The 24,488-nt window shown below is 57.5% G+C and carries 23 protein-coding genes; 4 read left to right on the top strand and 19 right to left on the bottom strand.

Going from position 1 to position 24,488, the window contains the following annotated elements; translation table 11 throughout:
• Nucleotides 1-20: 20 nt before the first annotated feature.
• From dagF to G6Q29_RS08980, 8 genes are read right to left on the bottom strand one after another with little or no spacing between them, the layout of a single operon-like run.
• The gene (dagF, locus tag G6Q29_RS08945; protein WP_165465326.1) at nucleotides 21-761 is read right to left on the bottom strand and encodes a 2-dehydro-3-deoxy-phosphogluconate aldolase; all 741 of its coding nucleotides are present in this window, start codon (nucleotides 759-761) and stop codon (nucleotides 21-23) included.
• On the bottom strand, nucleotides 758-1,876 hold the full coding sequence (locus G6Q29_RS08950; protein ID WP_165465327.1) for a DgaE family pyridoxal phosphate-dependent ammonia lyase: 1,119 nt from the start codon (nucleotides 1,874-1,876) through the stop codon (nucleotides 758-760). The genes dagF and G6Q29_RS08950 overlap by 4 nt, the downstream gene beginning before the upstream one ends.
• Nucleotides 1,860-2,993 carry an amidohydrolase/deacetylase family metallohydrolase gene (locus tag G6Q29_RS08955; RefSeq protein ID WP_165465328.1) on the bottom strand — a complete coding sequence of 378 codons (1,134 nt, stop codon included), beginning with the start codon at nucleotides 2,991-2,993 and terminating at the stop codon, nucleotides 1,860-1,862. Before G6Q29_RS08955 ends, G6Q29_RS08950 begins: the two co-directional genes overlap by 17 nt.
• Before the next feature lie 42 nt (nucleotides 2,994-3,035).
• Nucleotides 3,036-3,677, bottom strand: a complete 642-nt coding sequence (locus G6Q29_RS08960) for a DUF4310 family protein (protein ID WP_003856081.1) — start codon at nucleotides 3,675-3,677, stop codon at nucleotides 3,036-3,038.
• A gap of 13 nt (nucleotides 3,678-3,690) precedes the next feature.
• A complete protein-coding gene (locus G6Q29_RS08965; RefSeq protein ID WP_008501408.1) occupies nucleotides 3,691-4,467 on the bottom strand; it encodes a DUF4311 domain-containing protein in 777 nt (258 codons plus the stop codon).
• A gap of 22 nt (nucleotides 4,468-4,489) precedes the next feature.
• The gene (locus tag G6Q29_RS08970; RefSeq protein WP_165465329.1) at nucleotides 4,490-4,789 is read right to left on the bottom strand and encodes a DUF4312 family protein; all 300 of its coding nucleotides are present in this window, start codon (nucleotides 4,787-4,789) and stop codon (nucleotides 4,490-4,492) included.
• Nucleotides 4,790-4,791: 2 nt separating this feature from the next.
• Nucleotides 4,792-5,154 carry an SFCGS family glycine-rich protein gene (locus G6Q29_RS08975; protein ID WP_006179053.1) on the bottom strand — a complete coding sequence of 121 codons (363 nt, stop codon included), beginning with the start codon at nucleotides 5,152-5,154 and terminating at the stop codon, nucleotides 4,792-4,794.
• A gap of 10 nt (nucleotides 5,155-5,164) precedes the next feature.
• Entirely contained in the window at nucleotides 5,165-5,503 is a 339-nt protein-coding gene (locus G6Q29_RS08980; protein WP_026080657.1) for a PRD domain-containing protein, read from the bottom strand.
• A gap of 416 nt (nucleotides 5,504-5,919) precedes the next feature.
• On the opposite strand from G6Q29_RS08980, the gene G6Q29_RS08985 reads away from it, so the two are divergent.
• A complete protein-coding gene (locus G6Q29_RS08985; RefSeq protein ID WP_045908049.1) occupies nucleotides 5,920-6,075 on the top strand; it encodes a Hok/Gef family protein in 156 nt (51 codons plus the stop codon).
• A 70-nt stretch (nucleotides 6,076-6,145) separates the two neighbouring features.
• Here the strand turns inward: G6Q29_RS08985 and cybC are convergent, their stop codons facing one another.
• Together cybC and pmbA are read right to left on the bottom strand one after the other, a co-directional pair.
• Nucleotides 6,146-6,532: a cytochrome b562 gene (cybC, locus tag G6Q29_RS08990; protein ID WP_014830441.1), complete on the bottom strand. Its 387-nt coding sequence runs from the start codon at nucleotides 6,530-6,532 to the stop codon at nucleotides 6,146-6,148.
• A 43-nt stretch (nucleotides 6,533-6,575) separates the two neighbouring features.
• Nucleotides 6,576-7,928 carry a metalloprotease PmbA gene (gene pmbA, locus G6Q29_RS08995; RefSeq protein ID WP_165465330.1) on the bottom strand — a complete coding sequence of 451 codons (1,353 nt, stop codon included), beginning with the start codon at nucleotides 7,926-7,928 and terminating at the stop codon, nucleotides 6,576-6,578.
• 95 nt (nucleotides 7,929-8,023) lie between these two features.
• Here pmbA and yjgA point away from each other — a divergent pair, with 95 nt between their 5' ends.
• Nucleotides 8,024-8,575, top strand: a complete 552-nt coding sequence (gene yjgA, locus G6Q29_RS09000) for a ribosome biogenesis factor YjgA (RefSeq protein ID WP_003856072.1) — start codon at nucleotides 8,024-8,026, stop codon at nucleotides 8,573-8,575.
• A 101-nt stretch (nucleotides 8,576-8,676) separates the two neighbouring features.
• Here yjgA and mpl read toward each other — a convergent pair whose 3' ends face one another.
• Nucleotides 8,677-10,050, bottom strand: coding sequence for a UDP-N-acetylmuramate:L-alanyl-gamma-D-glutamyl-meso-diaminopimelate ligase (mpl, locus tag G6Q29_RS09005; protein ID WP_165465331.1), 1,374 nt, complete (start codon nucleotides 10,048-10,050; stop codon nucleotides 8,677-8,679).
• Nucleotides 10,051-10,229: 179 nt separating this feature from the next.
• Between mpl and fbp the strand changes: the two genes are divergently transcribed.
• Complete coding sequence (fbp, locus tag G6Q29_RS09010) at nucleotides 10,230-11,228, top strand: class 1 fructose-bisphosphatase (protein WP_003856070.1); 999 nt, start codon at nucleotides 10,230-10,232, stop codon at nucleotides 11,226-11,228.
• Between the two features lie 36 nt (nucleotides 11,229-11,264).
• Here fbp and G6Q29_RS09015 read toward each other — a convergent pair whose 3' ends face one another.
• The 5 genes from G6Q29_RS09015 to ytfQ form a co-directional block, all read right to left on the bottom strand.
• Entirely contained in the window at nucleotides 11,265-12,833 is a 1,569-nt protein-coding gene (locus G6Q29_RS09015) for a methyl-accepting chemotaxis protein (RefSeq protein WP_165465332.1), read from the bottom strand.
• Between the two features lie 93 nt (nucleotides 12,834-12,926).
• Nucleotides 12,927-13,928 (bottom strand): galactofuranose ABC transporter, permease protein YjfF, encoded by a 1,002-nt coding sequence (gene yjfF / locus G6Q29_RS09020; protein ID WP_165465333.1) that lies wholly within the window; start codon nucleotides 13,926-13,928, stop codon nucleotides 12,927-12,929.
• The gene (gene ytfT, locus G6Q29_RS09025; RefSeq protein WP_165465334.1) at nucleotides 13,915-14,940 is read right to left on the bottom strand and encodes a galactofuranose ABC transporter, ATP-binding protein YtfT; all 1,026 of its coding nucleotides are present in this window, start codon (nucleotides 14,938-14,940) and stop codon (nucleotides 13,915-13,917) included. The genes yjfF and ytfT overlap by 14 nt, the downstream gene beginning before the upstream one ends.
• Before the next feature lie 10 nt (nucleotides 14,941-14,950).
• Nucleotides 14,951-16,453: a galactofuranose ABC transporter, ATP-binding protein YtfR gene (gene ytfR / locus G6Q29_RS09030; RefSeq protein ID WP_165465335.1), complete on the bottom strand. Its 1,503-nt coding sequence runs from the start codon at nucleotides 16,451-16,453 to the stop codon at nucleotides 14,951-14,953.
• Nucleotides 16,454-16,586: 133 nt separating this feature from the next.
• A complete protein-coding gene (ytfQ, locus tag G6Q29_RS09035) occupies nucleotides 16,587-17,543 on the bottom strand; it encodes a galactofuranose ABC transporter substrate-binding protein YtfQ (protein ID WP_165465336.1) in 957 nt (318 codons plus the stop codon).
• Nucleotides 17,544-17,852: 309 nt separating this feature from the next.
• Here ytfQ and ppa point away from each other — a divergent pair, with 309 nt between their 5' ends.
• Entirely contained in the window at nucleotides 17,853-18,383 is a 531-nt protein-coding gene (gene ppa / locus G6Q29_RS09040; RefSeq protein ID WP_006810347.1) for an inorganic diphosphatase, read from the top strand.
• 125 nt (nucleotides 18,384-18,508) lie between these two features.
• Here the strand turns inward: ppa and G6Q29_RS09045 are convergent, their stop codons facing one another.
• Genes G6Q29_RS09045 through tamA form a run of 3 tightly spaced genes read right to left on the bottom strand, consistent with a single transcriptional unit; the run spans nucleotide 18,509 to nucleotide 24,362 of the window.
• Nucleotides 18,509-18,853: a gamma-glutamylcyclotransferase family protein gene (locus G6Q29_RS09045; protein WP_165465337.1), complete on the bottom strand. Its 345-nt coding sequence runs from the start codon at nucleotides 18,851-18,853 to the stop codon at nucleotides 18,509-18,511.
• 2 nt (nucleotides 18,854-18,855) lie between these two features.
• The gene (tamB, locus tag G6Q29_RS09050) at nucleotides 18,856-22,632 is read right to left on the bottom strand and encodes an autotransporter assembly complex protein TamB (protein ID WP_165465338.1); all 3,777 of its coding nucleotides are present in this window, start codon (nucleotides 22,630-22,632) and stop codon (nucleotides 18,856-18,858) included.
• Nucleotides 22,629-24,362: an autotransporter assembly complex protein TamA gene (tamA, locus tag G6Q29_RS09055; protein WP_047052606.1), complete on the bottom strand. Its 1,734-nt coding sequence runs from the start codon at nucleotides 24,360-24,362 to the stop codon at nucleotides 22,629-22,631. The genes tamB and tamA overlap by 4 nt, the downstream gene beginning before the upstream one ends.
• Nucleotides 24,363-24,488: the final 126 nt, after the last annotated feature.

Genomic DNA, 24,488 nt, shown 5'->3' on the forward strand with positions numbered 1-24,488 from the left:
GGTGAGGGGTAAGGTTTTTATTACTTCACCAGCTTCTTCGTCATCGCCAGCAGCGTACGCACATCCTCCGGACGCGTATCACCGCTGGCCTTGTCGATAATTGAGCTGTAGATATGGGGAATGATTTTGCTCACGCCCGCGTCAAGGGCGATCTGCAAGATCGCCTCGAAGTTCTCCAGATCGATTCCCCCGGTCGGCTCCAGCCAGAAGTCGTGACGGGCGCAGGCTTCTGCCACCGCCTGGTATTCGTCACGGCATTTAAGGCCGCCCATCGGGAAGTACTTGATTGAGCTGCCGCCGAAATCTTTCAGCAGGGCGATGGCGGTTTCAACCGGCACAATGCCGTCCGGCGCGTTGCTGCTCAGCGGGCCGGTGGAAATTTTAACCATGCCGACGGTGCCGGTCGGGGAGACGAGGCCGTTGACCACCGACTCATTCTGCCCCAGCAGCGCGCGGCTGGTGGCCACGCCGGTGAAGACCTGGTTAACGTGCTGCGGCTGTACCTGGCGGGAGATTTCACTCACCATCGCCGACTGGTTCGGATCGCCTGCGCCCAGCCCCACGGAGAGCGCGTTATCAATCAGCGCGGCGTACTCGCGCATGTCGGCAACGGCGCTCGCCACGTCAGCGTAATTTTTGGAGAGCACGCCCACCAGCACATGACCTTCAGCCGCCTCGTAAATAGCGCTGGCGTTGGCTTTCGAGCCGGCCAGCACGTTCAGGCAGACGCGGTCACGATAAAAGTTGGGGGTCAGTTTCATGCGTTTTTCTCCTGTCCTAACACTTCGCTAATGCGGCGGTACACGATGTTCAGCTGGTCAGCACTTACGCTGCGCACGTCCGCTTCGATAATCCCTTCATTGGCCTTGTAGCCCCGGAAGTAAATGGCGTATTCGCCCTGCTTGAGCGCATTTACCAGTTCACCCGTGCCAACGCCGGTGGTCGCTTCGTCAAACTTAATCTCGGTGCGGGCGATGTCGCGACCGGCGCTGTCCCAGACCACGCGCGCGGTAACGCCGTTCAGAGTATTCAGGGCATCGATAAACGGCGTCATCTTCGCCACCATCTCGTCGCCGCTCTCTTTGGTCGCCGTCAGGTAGTGTTCGATAGCGCAGGTCAGGCCGAGAATGCCCTCTTTGCCCACCTTCATCGCGCGGCCAATGCCCGCCGTCTGGCGCTTCACCCACTCAACGTACTGGGTTTTGCCGATCACCAGCCCGCTGGTTGGCCCTTCGATCGCCTTCGCGCCGCTGTAGATCACCAGATCGGCGCCGGATCGGTAATAGGTATGCAGATCTTCTTCCGCCGCCGCATCGACGATCAGCGGGAGATCGTGCTTGCGCGCCACGACCGCCGCCTGCCCGACGCTGAGCATGCTTTTCTGCACGCAGTGGTGCGATTTGATGTAGAGGATCGCCGCCGTGCGCGGAGTGATCGCCGCCGCCAGCTGATCGGCAGAGCATTCGTTGGCGTAGCCCGCCTCCACCAGCTTGCCGCCGCCCAGCGCCACCATGGTGCCCACCGGCGCGCCGAAGTTCACGTTGTGGCCTTTCGGCAGAACAATCTCATTGTTCTCAATCGGGGTAACGTGCAGGTTTTCCAGCAGCCAGTCGCTGTCTTTGACCAGCACCGCTGCCACCGACTGGGCGATACCCGCCGAGGCGCACGAAACCACCGTCGCCCCTTCCACCTCCAGCAGCTTCGCGATGTACTCCCCGGTTTTGTTGACCAGATCCTTCATCTCAAAGTACTGATTCATACCGTCCATTGCCGCCTGTACCACTTCCGGGCGCGGCGTGGAGACGCCCAGCGCCGTCATGCGGCCAGAGGTGTTGATAACCTGCTTTAAATTGTACTTCTCATAAATCGAAGGCATGTTCCGTGCTCCCTTGTTCGGTCATGTACCCCTTGCCCGCGCGGATCGCTGCAAGCGGCACCAGAATGTGTTCAGCCTGTAGGCTGTCGTTTTCGGCATCCGTCAGTACCGTCGGCTGGCGTTTGAGGATAAACAGCGTCAGATCGGCGTCGAGGCCAGGCTGAATGCGGCCTTTATGGGCCAGCCGCAAGCCGTCGGCGGCGTTGGCGGTGACGCAGTCAATCACCTGCGGCAACGACATGCCGATGGCGAGAAACTTCGACATCACGCTCGCCAGCGAGCCAACCGGGCCGTTGAGGCGGTTGCGGCAGTAAATATCCGAGCTGATGGTGTGCGGCAGAATGCCCATCGCGATGGCGCGCTTCGCCACCTCAAAGCTGAAGCTCGCCGTGCCGTGGCCGACGTCCAGCCGCACGCCGCGCTTCAGGGCGGAGGTGATGGAGGCGCGCAGCTCGCCGGATGGCGTCAGAATGCGGTTGGGTTTGCCGTTATAGCAGTGGGTGATGATGTCGCCGGAACTGAGCAGTTCGGCGATTTCGTCGAGGTTCGGCGGGTTGTTGCCGATGTGCACCATCAGCGGCAGATCGCCGTTCTCTCTCTGGATGGCTTTCGCCCGCTCCAGCGGCGTAATGCCGTTTTCACCGACCACGCTGCTGCTCATGCGCGCTTTCAGGCCGACGATAAAATCCGGATGGCGTTTAACCGCCTGCTTCACCGCATCGGCATCAATATTGGCCATGTTGGCCAGCTCGTTCTGGGCGATCAGCCCGACGCGGGAAATGTTCAGCAGCGCGTAGACCTCCGTCGCGGCATTGCGGGTGATGGCGTAAAAATCGTCCACGTCGTCGGCCCCGGTACTGCCTGCATCCACCACGGTGGTAACGCCGGTGGCAATGCCCACGCTGTCCGGTTCGTCGTGGTAAATCGGGGAATTCGGGTAGCAGTGGACGTGGGAGTCAATCCAGCCCGCGCTGACGAACACGTCACCGTTAAGCTCAACCGTTTTACGGGCGGGAGCGTCAATTTCGCCTGTCATGGCGATCTTCCCGTCCTGAATGGCGATATCGGTCAGGGTATCGTCGGCGAGGCGCGCACGGCGCAGGAGTAGATCAAACATGGGGTTCTCCTGATAAGGCGGGCGCAGCGGCGCCCGCAGGGATTAAAGGGCGACCGGGAACAGCCAGCCCAAAATCATTGCGCCGAGGATGGCGCCACCGGTAATTGGCTTCTGCCAGATGTAGAACAGCAGCGCCCCCACCAGGGAACCGACGCCGATAGGAATGGAGGCGGTCATGGCGCTGAGGATAATCAACGGCCCGAGGAAGCGGCCTGAGGCGTTACCCGCGCCCATCATCACGTCAGCGCCGTAGGTAGAGTTGCTCTGGTTGATGGTGAACTTACGCGCCAGGATGATGACGTAGCCAATCGCCAGACCAATCACCAGGCCGGTAATCAGCGAGGCAATAAAGTTGGTCACCGGGAACATGATCCCCGCGCCCAGCAGCAGCGCCGGTACGCCGAGGCCTACGCCGGTCTGGATCGCCCCACCGATATCCAAAATACCCACCAGTGAGCCTTCAATGATGCGGGCGAACAGGAAGCTTGCGCCGAATGCCGCCACCGCGCCGTAAACGCCGGTATCAATGCCCGCTTTCAGCATCGCCACGAAGGCCACTTCGTTAAACGCGCCGATGCCGTAGAGGTAGTACATGTGCGTCCCGGCAAAGACGCCGGAGGAGAGCAGGCCAACGAAGATCGGGAACGACCAGTCGGCATACCAAAAACCTTTATTCTGTTCCATTTAGAGGCTCCTGTTATTTACCGCTGAGCGAGTTGTGGATCATGTCGAGCCAGTTCGGCACGGTCAGATGGAAGGATTCGATCATCTTCATGTCGAAGCCGCGGAAGAAGCCGCTCAGCACGAACAGCAGGACGATCGCCGCCATCATCACTTTGGTGACGTGGTTCCAGCCGCTCTCTTCCACGCCTTTTCCGATCAGGATCCCCAGCACCAGGCCCGGTACGGCGTTACCCATAATCAGCTGCGCCGCGCCGCCAAAGATGGTGGCCCAGAAGCCCGATTTTTTACCCGCGTCGATGGCCGCCAGCCAGAAGATCACCGGCATGACGGTGTTGACCAGCAGGTTCGCGGCGGGCACCAGTACCTTCACGGCGGTGACCTGGAGCGCTGCCGGAACGGAGGAGGCCGTCAGGTTAAGGAAAGTCACGACGATCATGCCGATCACGCCACAGGCAATCGCCATTTTGCGCGGATCGTGCAGCGTTTCGCCGACGTTACGGTTTTTGATCATCAGTGCAGCAGCACCCCAGTTCGGGATGATGCGGTGGTCAACGTCCTGTGTGAAAGCACCTGCGGCCACGGAAGAGGCCCAGGCGTTAAAGAAGAAACCTAACCCAAAGGAGAAGTGAGAAGCCGGATCCCCTTCGCAGGAGTTCAGTTCCCCCAACGTACGAAACGCGCCCATACCCTGAGTGGTAGGCGCATGAAACATGCGTGCAGCCCCGGCTCCAACACCGACGCCAACCAGGCCGCCAATGATGAGCGATTTTATTAATATAATTAAGAACATCAGTCTGCCCTTTTATGAATAATCAGCGTTGCGTGACGAAATCCACCCGATCGAGATTGATGGCGGTCACGTTGACGGTCACATCCAGCTCCACGCTGTAGGTGCGTCTCTCCCGGCGCAGAAAGAAGAACAGAAACGCTTCTTTCCGCACCGCTTCTAGCGCCTGAACGACCTGCACATCCTGTGGCTCAATACGCAGTAAGATATGCGGTGAGGCTTTCATCACCGCGGCCTGAACGTGGTTGAGCGCGTCGGCAAAGGCGCGCGCTTTGGCGTCGCCCTTCCCCTTCACCCTCACCGTGGTTGTGAACTGTTCTTTCATGCTTATGCGCCGTGTTTCTTCTGCCACGCCTGCACCAGACGCTCGCCGAGCTCTTCTTTATCCATAAAGCCGAAGCCCAGCACGTTGCAGCCTTCGTTGATGGCAGTGACGCCTTCATCCACCGAACGCATGCCGTATTTGGCCTTGTAGCCATATTTGGTTTGTGCGGTAATCGCGCCCGCGCCGCCGCTGCCGCAGAAAGAGATGCCGAAGGTGGCGTTTTCTGCTTTCATCACGTCACCGAGCTTCATATCCGCGGCCATGCCCGGCACCACCACCGCGCGTCCACCGGCTTTTTCCACCCCGGCCGCCACTTTCTGACCTTTACCCAGGCGATCGCCAATCACGACTGTAATCTGTTCCATGTGTTGCTCCTTAAAGGTTGTCTTTTGCGACTTCGAAGTGAACGGAGAGCAGCCAGGCCTCTTCATCAGGAAGATTGCCAAACTGCGCTACCACTTCACGGGCAAGCTGCATTGAATCTGGTGAAATTTCGTCGAACAGTTCTGCTTCTACCTCCGGCAGCGGCTCGCCGGTCACGGACCGGTGCGCCATGGCACGAACGTGGGAGGTGAGCATTTGCTCTTGTACTGCATTGGGGATGATGTTGTGCCGGGCCAGCAGGGCATAGACCTGCTGTAGCATGGTGTTCGCGAGCTGTTCTGTTTGCACCGCCTGTTCCCCAACGTCGTTCATTACCGCTCCGTTAATCACTCGTCTTACCCCGTTATTGGCTCTGGAATAAAACTAACGGCGAGGGGGAATTGTTTGTAGCGAGTTGTTTTCCACTTCAAAGTGGAAAGGCGAGCAGCGGCAGTGATCTGTGCCACATAAATGCGGTGAATCTGGAGAGATCGAGATATTTACGTGATGAATATCACGCTAATACGCGGCACTAAACAGGTAAGCGGAGTGGAAAAGATTACGAGCAGGCTCGTAGAAATGTGACGTGGATAAGGTTTTCTTATAGGGATCCGTTAGAGTGGCGCCGGGTGCTTGAGACTGACCGTCTCAGGCATGGGACGGAAAGTGGAAAGCCCCGCCTGATAAAAAATCAGGGCGGGGGCTCGAAACGACACGTCGGACCGTGGAGTTCGCTACCTCGCCCGCTTTAATGCAAGGAGGCATCCATGAAACGCCAATCCCCAATTATCCGGGTTTTGATGATTGTTGCTTTGACAATAATCATTTTAACGCTGGTGACGAGGAAAACACTGTGCGAGATCCGTTTTCGTAACGGCTCGCTTGAAGTGACAGCGCGGATGGATTGTCGCTCCGGCCAGTAGGGAGCAACGATGCGGGGGCGCATAATGCGCCTCCGCATACGGAGAGAGGACGTACAGCTCAGGCACCCAATTAACGATACTTTTTGTGGTACGTGTTGCGGGTCGCGACAAACTGATCGGCTGCCGCCTGGGCTTCTTTCACTTTGCCTTCGTTCGCCAGCTTCAGCGCGCCGTCAATCTGGCCGACCAGCACGTCAAAGCCGTGGCGGTAGTCTTTCATCTCGGCGCTGTCCGCCGCTTTACTTTCCAGCTTCGGCGGCGTCGCTTTTTGCGCATCCAGCGCCGCTTCACGCATTTTGGTCAGTGCGCCTTTCATTTCCGCCGCATTGTCCGTTTTCTGAACCACCTTCAGGTTTTCACTGAGGATGTCCATGTTGTCTTCGAGATCGGCAGCAAACGCAGACGAGCCAAGAACCAGCGTTGAAGCCGCGACGATCGCTAACAGGTGTTTACGCATTGCTCACTTCCTTTTTTTATTATTAATCACGCTCTTACGAGGATTATTGCCCGGCGATTTTCATCTCCGGCAGTAATACAGAACCACACTGAATATTGCTGCGTGTTTCAATATCGTTACCAACCGTGACAATATTGCGCCACATGTCCTTGAGGTTGCCGGCGATGGTGATTTCGCTCACCGGATACTGAATTTCACCGTTTTCAACCCAGAAGCCCGCCGCACCGCGAGAGTAGTCGCCGGTGATACCGCTCACACCCTGCCCCATCAGCTCTGTGACCACCAGGCCGGTGCCCATCTCTTTGAGCATCTGTTCAAAATTCAGGCCCTGTCCGGCAATGCGCCAGTTGTGGATGCCACCCGCGTGCCCGGTACTTTTCAGCCCCAGCTTACGCGCGGAGTAGTTGGTCAGCAGCCACTGGGTCAGAATGCCGTCTTTAACGATATCACGACGTTCCGTGCGCACGCCTTCGCTGTCGAACGGCGTCGAGGCCAGCCCTTTCAACAGATGCGGATGCTCTTCGATGGTCAGCCATTCCGGCAGGATCTGCTTGCCCAGCGAGTCGAGCAGGAAGGTCGATTTACGGTACACCGAACCGCCCGCAATCGCCCCCACCAGATGACCAAACAGGCCGGTTGCCACTTCGTTGGCAAAAATGACCGGGGCTTTCATGGTGGAGAGTTTACGCGGCGAAAGGCGTGACAGCGTGCGTTCGGCACACGCTTTTCCCACCCACTCCGGAGACTGCAAATCCCCCAGCGCGCGGCTAATGGTATACGCGTAATCACGCTCCATATCGCCGTTCTCTTCGGCGATGACGCAGCTGGAAAGCGAGTGGCGGGTTGAGCAGTACCCCTGCAACATGCCATGGGAGTTACCAAACACTTTGATGCCGTAGTGGCTGTTAAAGCTGCCGCCTTCGGTATTGGTTATGCGTTTGTCAGCCTGCAAAGAGGCCTGCTCGGCTCGCGCGGCCAGCTCAATGGCTTCGTCCGGTGTCACTTCCGCCGGATGGAACAGATCGAGATCCGGCGCGTCAAACGCCAGCAGCTCTTTATCGGCCACGCCAGCGTAAGGATCCGGGGAGGTGTACCGCGCGATATCCAGCGCTGCCTGCACCGTACGGGCGATGGCATCCGGGCTGAGATCGGTAGACGACGCGCTGCCTTTGCGATTCTGGTGATACACGGTGATCCCCAGCGCGCCATCGCTGTTAAATTCTACATTCTCCACTTCGCCATAGCGGGTGCTCACGCTAATGCCGGTGGTTTTGCTGACCGCCACTTCGGCGCCATCTGATTTACCTGAAGCGAGCGTCAGCGCGGTAGAGACGGCTTCTTCCAGGATCTTACGCTGCGCTTCAACTTGTGAGGTTACTTTCATCGCAAATGCCATACTGTAAGAGAGAGTTATGTGAAGTCTAACAGAGAACCGTTTTTCAGTGCGCGTCTTAACTGGTAACATTAGCCTCTTTTTTTAAGGAGCCTGACATGACTAAGCAGCCCGAAGACTGGCTCGACGACGTTCCCGGTGATGACATCGAAGACGAAGATGATGAGATCATCTGGGTCAGTAAAAGTGAAATTAAACGTGACGCCGAAGAGTTAAAACAGCTTGGCGCGGAAATGGTAGAACTGGGTAAAAACGCGCTGGATAAGATCCCGCTCGACCAGGATCTGCGTGATGCCATTGAACTGGCACAGAAAATCAAGAAAGAAGGGCGTCGCCGCCAGCTTCAGCTTATCGGGAAACTGCTGCGTCAGCGCGACGTGGAGCCGATCCGTCAGGCGCTGGACAAACTGAAAAACCGCCACAACCAGCAGGTTGCGCTGTTCCATAAGCTGGAGCAGATCCGCGATCGTTTGATCGAGCAAGGTGATGACGCGGTACCTGAAGTGCTGAACCTGTGGCCGAATGCCGACCGCCAGCAGCTGCGATCGCTTATCCGCAACGCGAAGAAAGAGAAAGAAGGGAATAAGCCGCCGAAGTCTGCGCGCCTGATTTTCCAGTATCTGCGCGAGCTGTCTGAGAACGAAGAGTAATCTGTGCGGTTTTGCGCCGGATGGCGGCGTAAACGCCTTATCCGGCCTACAAGGTCGTGCAAAATGTAGGCCCGGTAAGCGCTAACGCCACCGGGCTTTTTTTACTCTGCGGCCTCGGCCTTCTTCGCCAGGCCGTCCAGCAGCTTTTGATGGATCCCACCAAATCCGCCGTTGCTCATCACCAGAATGTGGTCTCCAGGCTGTGCGGCTTTCACCACCATATCCGCTAAAACATCCACGTCCGCACTCCAGTGCGCCGGCTGGATGCATGCTTCGGCCACTTCAGCCACCTGCCACGGAATATGCTGCGGTTGCAGGAGGAAGACTTCGTCGGCACGTCCTAAGGACGGCGCAAGATCGTCTTTGCAAATACCCATTTTCATGGTGTTCGAACGCGGTTCCAGCACGGCCAGAATGCGCGCGGTGCCGCCAACTTTGCCACGCAATGCGGCGAGCGTCGCCAGAATAGCGGTTGGGTGGTGCGCGAAATCGTCATACACCGTCACGCCATTCGCTTCACCGCGCAGCTCCAGGCGGCGACGGGCATTGATAAACGTGCCCAGCGCATTGGCCGCATCCGCAGGCAGTACACCCACGTGACGCGCCGCGGCGATCGCCATCAGGCCATTGTGCATGTTGTGCTCGCCCACCAGGCCCCACTTCACCTCGCCCACTTTCTGACCGTCGAGCAGCACTTCCCATTCGGAAGCATCCGCACTGAGTTTTTTCGCCTGCCAGTGGCCCTGCTCGCCCACCAGCTCCTGCTCGCTCCAGCACCCCATCGCCAGGGTCTGTTTCAGGTTGATGTCGTTCTCCGGCAGGATAATGCGGCCCTGACCCGGAACAATGCGCACCAGATGGTGGAACTGTTTCTGAATCGCTTTCAGGTCGTCAAAGATATCCGCATGATCGAACTCAAGGTTGTTGAGGATCAGCGTACGTGGGCAGTAATGCACGAACTTGGATCGCTTGTCGAAGAATGCGCAGTCGTACTCATCCGCTTCAATCACAAAGAACGGGCTGTCGCCCAGACGCGCGGAGACGTCGAAATTACCCGGTACGCCGCCAATCACGAAGCCCGGCTTGTAGCCGCAGGCTTCGAGGATCCAGGTCGCCATACCGGCGGTCGTGGTTTTGCCGTGCGTCCCGGCTACGGCGACAACCCAGCGGTCATGCAGGACAAAATCATGCAGCCACTGCGGGCCAGACATGTACGGGATATTGCGTTCCAGCACCGCTTCAACGCATGGATTCCCACGGGTCATGGCGTTACCCACGATCACCAGATCCGGCTGCGGCTCCAGCTGGCTGGCGTCATATCCCTGAATCAGAGAAATTCCCTGCTTCTCCAGCAGCGTGCTCATCGGCGGATACACATTGGCGTCCGAACCTGTCACTTCATGGCCCAGCGAGCGCGCCAGCATTGCCAGTCCGCCCATGAAAGTGCCACAAATCCCCAATATATGAATGCGCATACGTCACTATCCTTCTTCAATGTGGCGCACATTTTACTCACATGTCAGCGGCTGTGAAACGCATTTCAGGTAAATCCGTATTTTGCTGGCGCGATTCACCTCTGCGCTAATATTTGAATGTTTGTTAAGATTGTTGGACATCAACCGCTTTACTCAACATAAGATGCAGGGAAAGTGTTATGAAAACGTTAGGTGAATTTATTGTCGAAAAGCAGCACGAGTTCTCTCATGCTACGGGTGAGCTCACTGCTTTGCTGTCGGCAATAAAGCTGGGCGCTAAGATCATCCACCGCGATATCAACAAGGCCGGTCTGGTCGATATCCTGGGTGCCAGCGGTGCCGAGAACGTTCAGGGTGAGGTTCAGCAGAAACTCGACTTGTTCGCCAATGAAAAACTGAAAGCAGCACTGCGCGCGCGCGACATCGTTGCGGGTATCGCCTCTGAAGAAGAAGATGAGATCGTCGTATTCGAAGGGTGTGAACACGCGAAATACGTTGTTCTGATGGATCCGCTGGACGGCTCCTCCAACATCGACGTTAACGTTTCTGTCGGTACCATTTTCTCCATCTACCGCCGCGTCACGCCGGTTGGCACACCGGTGACGGAAGAAGACTTCCTGCAACCGGGCAGTAAACAGGTCGCAGCCGGTTATGTGGTGTATGGCTCGTCAACCATGCTGGTGTACACCACCGGCTGCGGCGTACACGCCTTTACCTACGATCCGTCCCTGGGCGTGTTCTGCCTGTGCCAGGAGCGTATGCGCTTCCCGGAGAAGGGCAATACCTACTCCATCAACGAAGGCAACTACATCAAATTCCCGAACGGCGTGAAGAAGTACATCAAATTCTGTCAGGAAGAGGATAAAGCCACGCAGCGCCCATACACCTCGCGCTATATCGGCTCGCTGGTGGCGGATTTCCACCGCAACCTGCTGAAAGGCGGTATTTACCTCTACCCTAGCACCGCCAGCCACCCGGACGGGAAGCTGCGTCTGCTGTACGAGTGCAACCCAATGGCGTTCCTGGCCGAGCAGGCGGGCGGCAAGGCAAGCGACGGTAAAGAGCGTATTCTGGATATCGTGCCGGAAAGCCTGCACCAGCGCCGTTCATTCTTCGTCGGCAACCGCCATATGGTGGATGACGTTGAACGCATGATCCGCGAATTCCCGGACGCGTAACGCACGAAAAGGGGAGCCAGGCAGGCTCCCTTTTTTTCAGGCCGTTTGCATCGTCAGCTTGAAGGAAGCCATCGCTTCCATCAGCTCGCGCGACTGCGCCTCCAGCGAACGTGTTGCCGCAGAGGATTGCTGCACCAGCGCCGCATTTTGCTGCGCCGTTTCATCCATTTGATTGACGGCGATATTCACCTGCTCAATACCGCGGCTCTGCTCCTGAGACGCCGTCGCAATTTCACGCATCAGTTTGGTCATACGCAGCACTTCGGTGGCGATCTCGTCCATCGTCTCACCGGCCTGCTGTGCCAGCTCGCTGCCTTCGCTCACGTGAGTTTGTGAATCGCTGATAAGGGAGCGGATCTCTTTCGCCGCATCGGCACTGCGGCTGGCGAGATTACGCACCTCACCCGCCACGACCGCAAACCCCCGTCCCTGCTCGCCCGCACGCGCCGCTTCAACAGAGGCGTTCAGCGCCAGAATATTGGTCTGGAACGCAATGCCGTCGATGACGCTCAGGATATCGGCGATGCGCGCCGAGCTGCCGGAGATGTCGCGCATCTTCTCAATAACATAGCAGACCATTTCGCTCCCGTGATCGGCGGTATCAGAGACCGATTTGGCCAGCTGGTGCGCCTGCTCGGCATTGTCGGCGTTAAGCTTCACCGTGGCGGTGATCTCTTCCATGCTGGCGGCCGTCTGCTCCAGCGAGGTGGCGGTGGATTCCGTGCGCTGGGCCAGGTTCATATTCCCGGCCGTCAGCTCGCGACTGCCGGTATCAATCTGCGAGCTGGCGTCACGCACCCGCAGAACCGAGTCCATCAGCGACTGGCGCATCTCTTCGATCGCCGCGTTGAGGCGATTAAATTCCTGGCTCGCCGGCGCGTTCAGGGTATGGGTTAAATCCCCGGCCGCCACGTGTTCCAGCTGGGCAATCGAGGCTGAAAGCGGCGTGAGCAGCATATGGCGCAGCACCCGCCAGGCCAGCACGATAATGCCAGCCGTCAGCAGCGCCGCGACGATAATCAGGATCAGCACGCGGGTTTTACTCGCCTGCACGGCGCTCACCTCCGCTTTGCCGCGCGCCTCGCTCCATGCCTGGAACGCCTGCATAGCGTTATCAAACTGCTTCGCCACCGGGACCAGCTTGTTTTCCAGCAGATCGTAATAGCTGTCCGCACTTTGCTCGTTCAGGGCTTTCAGCATCGGGCTGATACCCTGCTGGTTGTACACCGCCAGGCTGGCGGCGACGTTATCCAGCAGCTTTTGTCCCTGCTCATCTGCCACGCCACTGCCGATCACGCCCTTCAGCGTTTTCTGTGCCAGCGCCACTTCCTGGTTAATGTTTTTGACCGCATTGGCCGCATCGTCCAGCAGGCCGACCTCCATCATGCGGACGGCCTGCCCCGCTTCGTTACGCGCGCGCAGGATCAGCGTATAGCCGGCATTCAATTGCACCATCTGTTCACCCTGAAGGTGATTGATGCGCTGGAGAGAAGCGGAACTTTGGGTAAGGGCATAAATGCCGATGCCGCTGACAATCAGCAGCAGAAGGGTCATAACGGCCAGTAAAGAGAGCAAGCCGGTACGAATCGATAGCGTTTTAAGCATGATGTTATTTCCGGTAGCGAGATATTTCTGGGCATAAAAAAAGAGTATCGGCCGCTACCGGAAAATGTTTAGAGTTTAAGCAATTTCAGTATGTTATCGCTCTGTTACAGATGTATTCACACGAGTAACAGGCGAGCTCTGGCGGTTCTCCCAGAGTACCGTCAGACCGCGCTGGAGAGCGATAAAAATAAACAGCAGAATGCCGATGGCGATCTTGGTCCACCAGGAGCTGAGCGTGCCGTCGAAGTTGATATAGGTCTGAATCAGCCCCTGGATCGCCACGCCAAACAGCGTGCCGAGCACCGTCCCCACTCCGCCGCTGAGCAACGTCCCCCCAATGACCACCGAGGCAATGGCGTCCAGCTCAACGCCTACTCCTGCAAGGGCATAACCTGCCTGGGTATAAACCGAGAACACAATTCCCGCCAGCGTGGCCAGCCCGGTCGACAGCATGTAGATGCGAATGGTCGTGCTGCGCGTGGAAATTCCCATCAGGTTCGCGGACGTGGCGCTGCCGCCAATGGCATAAACCTGATTACCAAACCGGGTACGGTGGGCGAGGAAGATCCCGACCACCACCACGCCCAGCATCAGCAGCCCCATTGCACTCAGGCGCCCCCCACCGGGGATTTTCCACGCCAGGCTGGAGAGCGTGTCGTAGATCGGGTGATTAATCGGAATCGACTCCTCCGACACCAGATAGCTTACGCCGCGCAGGAAGAACATTCCCGCGAGGGTGATGATAAACGCCGGGAGTTTCAGCGCGTCGATCAAAAGCCCCATAAAGGCACCGAACGCACAGCCCATGATTAGCACCAGCGGGAAAGCCAGCAGCGGCGAAATTCCCCAGTCGCCAATCGCTTTAGCAAGGAATACGCCGGTAAAGGCGATCACCGACCCGACGGAGAGATCTATCCCGCCGGAGAGGATCACAAACGTCATGCCGACGGCGATAATCCCGAGAAACGCGTTGTCGGTCAGGATGTTGCAAATCACCCGCGTGGAGGCGAAGCCCGGGAACTGGGTCAGACAGTAGAGGTAACCCAGCACGAACACGCCCAGCGTGATCATTAACGGCAAATTACGTTTTATCATGACCGCGGAACCCCTTAATGAGAGTGATAAAGCGCGGCGACTGCACGATAAGCACGATAAGCACCACGACCGCTTTGACGACCTGATTAAGCTCCGGCTGGAACCCGGAGAGCAAAATACCGGTATTCATACCCTGAATAATCAACGCCCCCACCACCGAGAGCAGCAGATTAAAACGTCCGCCCATCAGCGACCCACCGCCGATAACCACCGCGAGGATCGCATCCAGCTCCAGCCAGAGCCCGGCATTGTTGGCATCCGCTCCGCGAATATCGGCGGCCACAATCACCCCGGCAATCGCGGCACAGACGCCGCTCAGCACGTAAGTCAGCATCACCATCAGCCGCGTATTCACCCCGGCGTTTTTCGCGGCCCGGATGTTAATCCCCACCGCTTCGATGAACATCCCGAGCGCCGTTTTGCGGGTGAAAAGCCAGAACACCACCAGCGTCACCAGCGCGACGATCGCCGGCGTCGGGAAGAACAGAAAATTGCCGCTGCCGATCCACGCCAGGCTCGGGGAGGTAAAGGTGACAATTTGACCGGAGGTGATAAGCTGCGCCACACCGCGCCCGGCCACCATCAAAATCAACGTCGCAACAAACGGCTGGATCTTGAGCACCGCGACCAGAATGCCGTTCCACAGCCCGGCTAGCACGCCGGAGCCCAGCGCGGCGAGCAGGACCACCGGCAGGCTGTGTCCGGCAACGGTCATTGAGGCGGCGGTAGCGCCTGCAATCGCCATGACCGCACCGACGGAGAGGTCGATCCCGCCGGTGGCAATAACCAGCGTCATACCAATCGCCAGCAGCGCCACGGGCGCGGCACGGTTTAAGATGTCGATCGGGCTACCAAACAGGCGGCCATCCTGGACGACGATCTGGAAGAAATGCGGAGCCACCAGGCTATCCACCAGCAGCACCAGCAGCAGCGCCAGGATTTGCGGCGTGCCGGCCGGCCAGCTGAAGCGACGCTTCGCTTCGCCAGTTTGCGAAAGAGAACGGGACATCACATTTGACTCCTTACGCCGCGATGGCATTCATGATCGCCGGAACGGACAGTTTATCCAGCGGGATCTCTGCCACCTGCCTGCGATCGCGCATGATGATGACGCGATCGGCATAGCCGACCAGCTCCTCCAGCTCAGACGAGATCACCATCAGCGCCAGCCCGTCGGCGCACAGCGTTTCGATAAGCCGGATAATTTCGGCATGCGCACCCACGTCGATACCGCGCGTGGGCTCGTCGAGGATCAGGAACTGCGGTTTGGTGAGCAGCCAGCGAGAGAGCAGCACCTTCTGCTGGTTACCGCCCGAGAGGAACTCGATGGGCTGTTCCGCGCTCGGGGTACGTATACCGAGCTGGCGGATGAAGCGCTCGGCAATCGCGTTCTGCTCTTTACGCGGGATCGGACGCAGCCAGCCGCGCTGGGCCTGTAGCGCCAGAATGATGTTTTCCCGCACCGAAGCGGCGGCAATGATCCCGTCCGTTTTCCTGTCCTCCGGGCAGAAGCCCACGCCGAGGCACGATGCCTGATGCGGTGAACGTAGCGTTTGCGGTTTGCCTTTGATCAGCGCCGTTCCGCTGTCGGCAGGTTTGATCCCGAAGATCACTTCGGCGGTTTCGGTGCGCCCGGAGCCTAACAGCCCCGCCAGACCCACAATTTCACCGGGGCGTACCTCCAGGTTAAACGGTGCGATGGTCCCTTTTTTGCCATAATCGTGAAACGCGGCGATCGGTTTGTCGCTCAGCAGCGTACGGCCCGCGCGCTGGAGCGCGTTGGTCTCCAGCTCGCGGCCCAGCATCATTTTGACCAGCTCTATCTGCGGCAGCTCGCGGGTTTCCCGGCAGCCGACAAAGCTGCCGTTTCGCAGCACCGTAATACGATCGCTCACCTCATAAACCTGATCGAGGAAATGCGTCACGAAAATCAGGCTGACGCCCTGATTACGCAGCTGGCGCATCAGGGTAAAAAGCATTTCCACTTCCTGGGTGTCGAGGCTGGCGGTGGGTTCATCGAGGATCAGCACCTTCGCCGAGAGATCGATCGCGCGACAGATGGCAACGATCTGCTGCATCGCCACGGAAAAACGGTTCAGCGGTTCGCGCACGTCGAGAGAGAAGCCATACGATTCCATCAGCTTCGCGGCGCGCGCTTCCATCTCTTTACGGCGCAGCAGGCCAAAACGTCTGGGTTCGCGGCCAATAAACAGGTTATCCGCTACCGACATGTTTGGCAGCAGGTTCACTTCCTGGTAGACCGTGCCGATCCCCAGTTGCTGCGCATGCGCGGTGTTTTTGGGCGAAATGGCGTTACCTTCCAGCCAGATAGCGCCGCGATCGGCGTGATAGACCCCGGTCAGGGTTTTAATCAGCGTCGACTTCCCCGCCCCGTTTTCGCCGAGCAACGCCATGATCTCCCCACGCCGCAGGCTGAAATCAACGTTATCCAGCGCCTTAACGCCAGGGAAAAATTTACTCAGGCCCTCTGTGCGGAGGATTTCCTGGTGTTGTTCAGTGGTCATGGTTTCCCCCTCACCCTGACCCTCTCCCTTGAGGGGAGAGGGGACTGTGTCGTGCCCATCTTTAATTTTCTGCCCAACCCGCCCTTTTCCCTCTCCCCTCCGGGGAGAGGGAAAAGGGTGCGGGGTGAGGGGCTTAGTAGCCCATATTTTTCTTCTTCTCTAACTCTTCTTTCGCCGTGTCCGGCAGGTAGAGCGTGGATTTGGTGACGGTCACTTTCTCAGGCATCGTGCCGTCTTTCTTGAATTTCTCCAGCGCATCGAATGCCGGGCCCGCCATGTTTGGTGTCAGCTCTACGCTGGCGTTCGCGTCGCCGTCAATCATCGCTTTGTAGATATCCGGTACGCCGTCGATGGAGCCAGTGAGGATATCTTTACCCGGCTTAAGGCCCGCTTCTTTGATAGCCTGGATGGCACCGATCACCATGTCGTCGTTGTGGGCGTAAACCATACAGATATTTTTGCCGTTATTTTCAGCCTTGATGAAGCTTTCCATCACCTCTTTACCCTTGCTGCGGGTGAAGTCGCCGGACTGCGAGCGAATGATCTTAATGTTTGGTGCTTTGGCGATGGCCTCCGCGAAACCTTTCTTACGGTCGATTGCCACGCTCGCACCAACCGTTCCCTGCAACTCCACCACGTTACACGGCTTGCCATCCACCTGCTTCACCAGCCAGTCACCAATCAGTTTGCCTTCCAGCACGTTATCGGCGGTGACGGTGGTCATATAGAGAGATTTGTCTTTTACGTCGATGGAACGATCGAGCAGGAACACCGGAATTTCAGCATCTTTGGCTTCCTTAAGCACCGGCTCCCAGCCCGTGGCGACAACCGGGGCAATAAAGATGGCATCCACGCCCTGAGCGATAAACGAGCGCACTGCCTTAATCTGGTTCTCTTGCTTTTGCTGACCATCGGCGATTTTCAGCGTAATACCGCGCTTTTCGGCTTCACTTTTCGCCACATTCGTTTCAGCGGCGCGCCAGCCGGATTCTGATCCGACCTGCGAAAATCCAACGGTTAAGGGTGCGGCCATCGCCATAGACGACATGGCTGCCGAAACTGCTGTAACAAGAAGTAAGCGCTTCCACATATGAACGTCCTCGTAGGGTAGATTATTGTTGGTTAAAAGATGTTCCGCGGATGAACTATAGCCAATGAAATATGTTACGGATTGCGTTACATCACACTTCAGAAAAGTGAATAAAACGTTAATCACAAGTTTGTAATCGCTTTCATTTCAACATTTAAAATGCGGCTAAGTTTATGGATTATCCTGTCATGGCAACGGTCTAAAAAATGAAGGGGCGAGGGAGAGAAGACGAAAACAGGCGGAGACTTTCAGCGTCAGTTGGCTATAATACCTGCCACTTGTTTACCATCCATTTTAAAGGACACCGACATGAGCTTACTCAACGTCCCTGCGGGTAAAGAACTGCCAGAAGACATCTACGTTGTTATCGAAATCCCGGCCAACGCAGATCCAATCAAATACGAAATCGACAAAGACACCGGTGCGCTGTTCGTTGACCGTTTCATGTCTACCGCCATGTTCTATCCATGCAACTACGGCTACATCAACCACACTCTGTCTCTGGACGGCGACCCGGTTGACGTACTGGTTCCAACGCCATACCCATTGCAGCCAGGCTCCGTCATTCGCTGCCGTCCTGTTGGCGTGCTGAAAATGACTGACGAAGCGGGTGAAGATGCGAAACTGGTTGCCGTACCGCACACCAAGCTGAGCAAAGAGTACGATCACATTAAAGATGTGAACGACCTGCCAGAGCTGCTGAAAGCGCAGATCGCCCACTTCTTCGAGCACTACAAAGACCTCGAAAAAGGCAAATGGGTTAAAGTTGAAGGCTGGGATAACGCCGAAGCGGCGAAAGCAGAAATCATCGCGTCCTTCGAGCGCGCGGCTAAGAAGTAATTCTTACTGCTGGTACTAAGCCCCGCGCGTCGGGGCTTTTTTGTGGCTGTCGATGCGCCGCTCGGGCCTGCAATCAGTAAGAGGCGCAAAACGACAACGCCACCTTACGGTGGCGTTGTCGTTTTTCAGAACTGGTCTCTGTCTAACCAGTTACCGCTTTCAATCAGCGTTAACCCTTCCACCGAACGTTGGTACACGTACATCCATGCACTGCCGTAAGGCGTCTGGATCAACTGGCGAGCATATTCACCGCCCCTGGTGCGCAAGGCATCAAGTTCGGCCAGCGTAGCATTATCAATACGATAAACCTCACCCTGTACCGTTCCGTTCCCCGGAACCGCGCCTGGATAGTGGCCCAGACTGTACAACTGATAGTTTTCGATTGTGTAATTTCCCAGCAACTGGGCGTTGGTCATCCAGTGGCTGTTGCCTTGCTTGGTTCGTAAACTGCCGTAAACAAATATTCGCATTGCTAAAACTCAAACTGATAGAGCAGATCAAGTGCCTGGTCTACGCCGGACACTGCTTCCAGATATAGCTTAGGCATCAGGCGATAACGTAACGTGAGTGTAGCCAGTGAGTCAAAGATCCCCACGCCATATTTTACCTGTAGACCCGGCAGTACATAGCCGCTGACCACCACCTGCGAAGAGTCACCCACGCCCTGCGTGTCCAGCGCCAGATTGCTTACGCCAAACGTCTCGCCGATTTTACCCACAACCTGACCACTTTGTGCAACCCCCAGACCGACTAACATCGATGTCATTGCCGCACCATCGCCCTGTTGACTATCCAGCCCCTGGCCGCGCAGCAGGTAAGAGAGCGCTTCCTGTTGCGACATGGCCGGGTCAGAGAAGATCTCTGCCTTAGGTTCGTCGGCGGAGCCGGTTACCCGTACGCCTGCAATCACATCATCTTCGGTGGCATCGGGGTTACGAATCGCTTCGATATTTAGCACCGGCTGATCCGGTGGACCGGAGAACAGCAGTTCGCCTTTACGCACAATCAAATCCTGACCGTAGGCATGGAAGCGCCCTTCAGGAATATTGATTTGTCCATTCAGGCCAAGCCCCTGTTGATCCTGCGCCACTTTCAGGTCACCCGTCAGTCTCGCCTTCAGCCCAAACGCGTCCAAACGCACGTTATTCCCCACGTGCACGATAAGATTACTATTGATCGGTATGCCAGCGCTCTTCTGTTCAACAGGTTTCAGATTTTCATTGAGCATAACTTCATCACTGGAGACGCCAACCGCGCTTTCCGGCACCTCGTGAACCACGATGCGCGCCCACGGTACGTCGACACGACCGTCCAGGGTGAAGAGACTCGGCGTTGCCTCAAAGACCACGTCTGGCGACACGTCCAGGCGCACCATCGGTGGTACCGTGATACGCACCCTGCTGCCCTTGGCCGCAATACGGGCGCGCCAGTTGTCGAGCTGGCTCCAGTCTGCGTCACCGCTCAGGTTGATTTGTCCCTGCTGCGTCAGCACTGAGCCACTGAGGGTTGAGCTTTGGCCGTTAAAGTTCATCGTCAGCTGGCTTGGCTGCATATCGAACGGCATAAAGTTACCGTCAATGTCCACGCCGTTTAACCGCATCTGGCCAAACAGCTGCGGGCTTTGCGCATCCCCCGCCAGACGCAGGTTGGCGCTGAGCATCCCCGCCGCCTTTTCTCCCCGCGAGAAAATCGGATTCACCATCGCCAGGTTGAAGTTGCGAATATTGACGTTGCCGCCGAGATTGCGCCGGCCTTGCGGATCGGTAATTTGCACCTGTCCGTCAAGCTGACCGTTGTTGGTCAGGCGGATCAGCCACCCGAGTTCTGCGCGATTGTTACGCAGGTCAGCGTTCACATTCAGGGTGTCGAACGCCACCGGCAGCGTCGCGTCATTGACCTCCTGCGCCACCTTCACGTTACGCCCGGAGAGCGTAACGCTGCCCTGCGGCAGCCCCTCTTTGGTGGTGTCCCACGCGACATCCGCTTTACCGCTAAAGACACCGCTGGCCTGCGTGGCTTCCGGCATAAACGGTTTCAGCATCGCCAGATCGAAACGGTTGAGATTGATCTGCGCGCGTCCTTCCGCACCCGCATCAATGGTCTGCGGCACGCACAGCTCAGCATTTGGGTTGGTCCAGCAGTGTGGTCCAATGCTGATCTTTTGCTCCGCGTTGCGGTAATCCAGCGCGACAGACCGCGACAGCACCAGCGGGCCGACCGGCGTGCTGAAGCGGGTATTATCCAGCACGCCTTTCCAGCGCGTCGCCTGACGGTCAAAACTGCCCGTCAGGTGCAGCTGCCCGGAGACCGGCTCGCCCTGCACGCGTAGCTGGAGATCGTGCTGCTTTTCGTTCCCTTTTGCTGCCAGTGTGACCAGACTGATGTTCACGTCCGGCTGAGAGATACGCTCCACGCGCAGATCCAGGTTTCCGCCGATCTGATCGGTGGATTTCACGTCTCCCTCGACGCGCACGCGGGCAATGGAAAGTTCCTGCCAGCGCAGGTTATTGGCGGTGATGTCCGCCAGCAGCTGCGGCGCCTCCACCGTACCGCGAATCTTCAGTAACCCCTTCGCCGTGCCGCCAAGACCCGGCAGGGCGTTATCGAGATTTGGCGCGTCGATGGTGGCATCCAGATTGAGGTCTTTCACGCCCAGCTCGCCTTTAATATCCGCCGTGTTGCGACCCAGCGCCACGTGCAGGCCCGGGATCACCCACTGGAGATAGCTATTGCCCTTAAGCGAGCCCTCTACGTTGACTTTGTTCTGCTTCACGTTGCCGGTAAGCTTGAGTTCCGGCACGTCCATCTGCCAGGTGCCACCGTACAGGCTACCGCGGGTTTTGATCAGGCCATCCAGTTTTGACGGCCAGTCCGGGACCTCTTTAGCGGTGTTGATCCCGGTCAGCTTCAGCTCGCCGCGCCAGCTGATCGCCTGCTGCCAGTCGAGCAGCGCGGTCAGCTCGGTTTTTCCTTCCAGCGCCGCCACGGTCAGCTTGTCGAGGTTAACCTGCAACTCGTTACCCTTCGCATCCAGGGTGATATCGGCAGGCGGTACCCCCTGCCCCTTCACTGCGGTACGGAACGACAGCGTGTAGTCGGTCATTTTGCCACTCAGCTTCAGCTTCAGATCGTCAGCCTGGAACTGTTTTTCGCCGGTGAACGGCCAGTAAAGCTGCTTGCTGACAACCTCAAGGTTGAGCGGTAGACCGGCCTCTGCCAGCTGGGTTTGCCCGCGCAGCACCATATCCACCGGTCCGGAGAGGTTCACGCCGAACTCCAGCTTCTCGCGCAGCGCGCCGCCGACTTTCACCTTCACCTTTTCGCCTTTCAGCGGATCGATGTTCAGGGCACTATTCAGCGTAATATCTACCGGCCAGTTGTCGCGCAGCAGCGCATTGCCGGAAGCGTTGACCGACCCCTGGTTAGTATCAATATCCAGCGCGTCGAGCTTCATGTTGCCGTCGATACTGCTGACTTTAAGCAGCATGTTGAAGACCGTCAGATCGGTATCGCCGGTCAGACGCAACTGCTCGCCCTTAAACTCTTCGATATTGAGGTTCAGCGGCAGATGCACGTCGGTCATCTCCGGCAGAACCGGTTTCGAGAAGAGATCTTTCAGCGTTTCGCCCAGCGGTTTTTCTTCCGGCTGCGGGTTCTGGATCTTCGGCTCGACGATCTCTTCCTGCGCCACGTCGGCCACCTTCGGCAGCGCAATCAGCAGCCCTTGCAGGGAGGTTGGGGTCAGGGTGAGATTTTTCTCCTGCCAGCGCAGGCCGGAGGTGAAATCCATCACGGATACCGTCGTGTCGTCGATTTTGATATTGACGTTATCCAGCGCGACCCGGTAGAGCGCAATCGGGTACGGCGTGGAGAGATTCAGCGGGCCGCTGTCCTCTTCTTCGACAGGCTCAGATTTCGGCATTTTTTTGGAGTCTATCGCCACGTTCACATCTTTTAGCGACAGATCGTTTACGCACAGCTGGCTGTCCCGCAGGCAGCCGAGCTTGACCGCCAGATGAAACTCGCCCGCGTTGACCGCCACGCCGGGCTGTTCATAACGGATATTTTTCAGGCGCAGATCGCGCCAGCCGCCCGTCACCTGGCCGATTTCCAGCCCCGGCACCCAGCGGTTCGCAGCGTTAAACAGCAGATGCAGGCCCGTGGTGGTGCCCACCAGAAACGCCACCGTACCGAGCAGTAATACGATAAAAATCAGCACCCCGAGGCTTATCTTCTTCCATAAACTCATAATTCAGGCCCCAGACCGATGTAAAACTGTAAACCGTGTTCATCTTTGTCGCCCACCGGAACGGCGAAATCGAGCTTGATCGGCCCGACCGGTGACTGCCAGCGCACGCCCACACCCGCGCCGGTTTTGAAATCGCTGCGGCGGATGTCGTTCACCGCTTCGCCGCCGTCGACAAACATGGCGCCCCACCATTTGCCGCTGACGTTGTACTGGTACTCCAGCGAGCCGGTCGCCAGTTTGGAGGCCCCGGTCAACTGGCCTTTGTCGTTTTCAGGTGAGATCGATTTGTACTTATACCCGCGAATGCTGCGGTCGCCCCCGGCGAAGAAGCGCAGATCCGGCGGGACGCGTTCGAAATCACCGGTTTCGATCCAGCCAAGATTGCCGCGCATCACAAAGCGGTGTTTGTCGTACAGCGTGCGGATCCAGACGTTTTGCGCCTGAAAGACGGAGAAGTCTACGTCGGAGCCCCAGGCAGTGTTGGAGTAATCGATGGAGTAGCGCTGAGAATCGCCCCAGGTCGGCATCAGGCCACCGCGCGAGCGGGTACGGCTGATCATCACGCCCGGATAAAGCAGCATGGTGGTGTTGGTGACGTTTGCCTGGGTAAAGTGGTCGAGGCTCCAGCGCAGGTTAATGGCGCGCTGCCAGCCGCTGGAGAGATCCCAGAAGCGTGATACCGCAAGCGTCGTCGAATCCTGCTCGGTATCGTTCAAATCGGTACGCTTAAAGCCGCCCTGCACGAGGTAGTATTGCTCAAGCGGATTTTTCAGCAGCGGCATTTTGTAGCTGAAGTCCAGCTGCTGTTCGGGCGCAGAGAGGCTGACGCTGGTGGTCAGGCTATGGCCGTAGGAGTTCATCCACGGTTTTTTCCACGAGGCTTTCACGCGCGGGCCGACGTCCGTGGAGTAGCCGACACCGGTCTCAATGGTGTTCTCGGTGCGCGGAGAGACCACGCCATGCAGCGGTAACACTTTCGTTTTACGGGATTTATCAAATTCCGGCGCCACCACCACGGAGTTAAACCAGCCCGTTGCGGACAAACGACGGTTCAGCTCGCCCAGGTCGCTGGACTGGTAGTAGTCGCCCTTTTTAAACGGCACCAGGTTTTGCAGATACTCGTCACGAATTTGCGATCCTTCGAAGGTCACATCGCCAAACCGGTAGCGCTCGCCGCTGTCGTAATCGATATCCCAGAATGCCTGACGTCGCTCAAGCGCAACGCCCAGCTGGCTTTTGTTGAACTGGCTGTCAAAGTAGCCTTTGCGCAGCGAAACGCTGGTTAAGGATTTTTTAAAACGATCGTAATCCCCGTGATTAAGTACGGTGCCCACTTTCGGGCGGGTGCTGAGCAGATCCAGGTAGTCCCGATCCGTGCGCGCACCGCCGCGCAGCACCACGTTTGTGCCGCCAATCAGGACGGGTTCGCCCGGCGAGACGCGGGCAATCAATACCTGGCGTCCTTTCGCCGGCGGCGGGCGTAAATCGAAATCAATGGTGGGTTCGTAGTACCCCAACGCCTTTAGGCCTTCGCGAATGGCGTCATCCACGCGCGCGCGAAAACGCCTGTCCGGCGTGACCTCATCGCTCTGGATAGTAGAAAGCTGCGCACGCACGTTTTTTTCCAGCGCCCCGGATAACCCCTCAACCTGCAAACGGACATTCGCCGCGCTGGCAATCCCGCTGGTCAGCATTAAACTGACTAAACATAACTGGCGGATCTTTGTCACGTTTTCTCCTGAATATCCCTGTTTCCACCCTGGAAGCAAATGCAGTGCCGCTCCGCGGCAAAATACGGCCTGATAGCCAAAAACCCAAATCACGGGTTGAAAAAGGGTGCAACACCCAAATATTTC

The sequence above is a fragment of the Enterobacter cloacae genome (genome assembly GCF_011078175.1).
GTDB lineage: Bacteria > Pseudomonadota > Gammaproteobacteria > Enterobacterales > Enterobacteriaceae > Enterobacter > Enterobacter cloacae_Q.